Source organism: Streptomyces sp. NPDC037290 (genome assembly GCF_055603245.1).
On the sequence record NZ_JBVJVZ010000167.1, the window covers coordinates 1 to 1,185 of the forward strand.

Here is a 1,185-nt window from a genome sequence, read left to right on the forward strand (position 1 = left end):
CTGTCGGTACGCAGCCCCGAATTCCGCGAGTGGTGGAACGGACGGATCGTCTCCCACACCACCTACGGCCCCAAACGCTTCCGGCACCCCCTCGTCGGCTCCCTCACCCTCGACTGCGACACCTGGACCAGTCCGAACGACCCCGACGTCATGTTCATGGTCCTCACCGCCGAACCTGGCACCCCTGAGGAGCACGCACTGCGGATCCTCAGCTCCTGGCAGACCATCCCCGCCCCGACTACACATCCGGCCGACACCCCCCACGACTGATCCGGCGGTCCGACGCGTCCGGATCCGCCACCCCATCGCCTTGGCGCTCAGGCACGCGGGACAGGTGGTCCCCAAAACGACCCTTTCTCGGAGCAAGATCAAGAACAGTCGACGGAAGCGGTCCGGGTCGCGGATTCACTGTCGCAACTCGTTCTCACTCAAAAGTGGAACCAGGCATGTTCTGGGAAATGGGCGTTCTCAGCGTTGCCTCTCCAGGGTGAGGATGGCTCTGGCGATGACGGTCATGCGGTTGGGGCTGATGCGGGATCTGCGGAAGATCTGCCAGGACTTCAGTCGTGCCATGCCTCGTTCGACGGGTGCACGGGCTGCGGACAGAGCCCGGTTCGCGGTCTGTTCGGTGGTGGTGAGTTCGCCGCCTGGCGGGCGGCGCTTGGCGGTGGTGACCCAGCCGCCGGCACCGATGTAGGCCATGTCGGCCAGGATCGGGGCGCCCTGGCGTACGCAGATCCGAAGGAGCTTGTGGGTGCGGGCGGCCGTCAGGTCGTGGGTTCGGCCCGGCAGCGCCGGCGACAGCCACAGAATCTCCCCGACCGGGTCCGTTCTCAATTGAGGTTGGGCTCCGCTGCCGTCTCAGCTGCGGTGCTGGGACCGGTCCCTGCAAGTCCTGTGCAGAGAAGAACATATGCGGTCAGAGCCAGGATCGGTATCTGGCCGCCCGTGCGGTCGATGTCGTCGATGAAGTACCCCGAGAGCCCTACCCAGAACAGCCCACCGGTGGCCAGCATCACTGTGTTGCCGACCTCCCCCATCGCCCGCATGCCAGCCCACAGCACAAGGGGCATCAGAGCCCAGGAGGCGGCCGTCGTGACCAGGAATTCGAACGCACCGGAGAACACCGTGTCGCCTGCGGCTGCGCTGTCGCGGGCCCACGTGTAGCCGGAAGCCATGAGGGTG

Annotated in this window: 2 protein-coding genes and 1 pseudogene; 1 reads left to right on the plus strand and 2 read right to left on the minus strand. The window is 66.1% G+C overall.

Annotation, left to right across the window (positions count from 1 at the left end; all coding sequences use genetic code 11):
• The coding region (locus ACZ7HQ_RS45700) for an MmyB family transcriptional regulator (protein ID WP_471003611.1) at positions 1-270 on the plus strand (270 nt) is incomplete at its 5' end.
• A 198-nt stretch (positions 271-468) separates the two neighbouring features.
• On the opposite strand, the pseudogene ACZ7HQ_RS45705 reads toward ACZ7HQ_RS45700, so the two are convergent.
• Both ACZ7HQ_RS45705 and ACZ7HQ_RS45710 read right to left on the minus strand, forming a co-directional pair.
• A pseudogene (locus ACZ7HQ_RS45705) lies at positions 469-834 on the minus strand (transposase family protein); the annotation flags it as partial.
• On the minus strand, positions 834-1,185 hold a 352-nt coding region (locus ACZ7HQ_RS45710), incomplete at its 5' end, for a hypothetical protein (protein WP_471003614.1). The pseudogene ACZ7HQ_RS45705 and the gene ACZ7HQ_RS45710, both read right to left, overlap by 1 nt.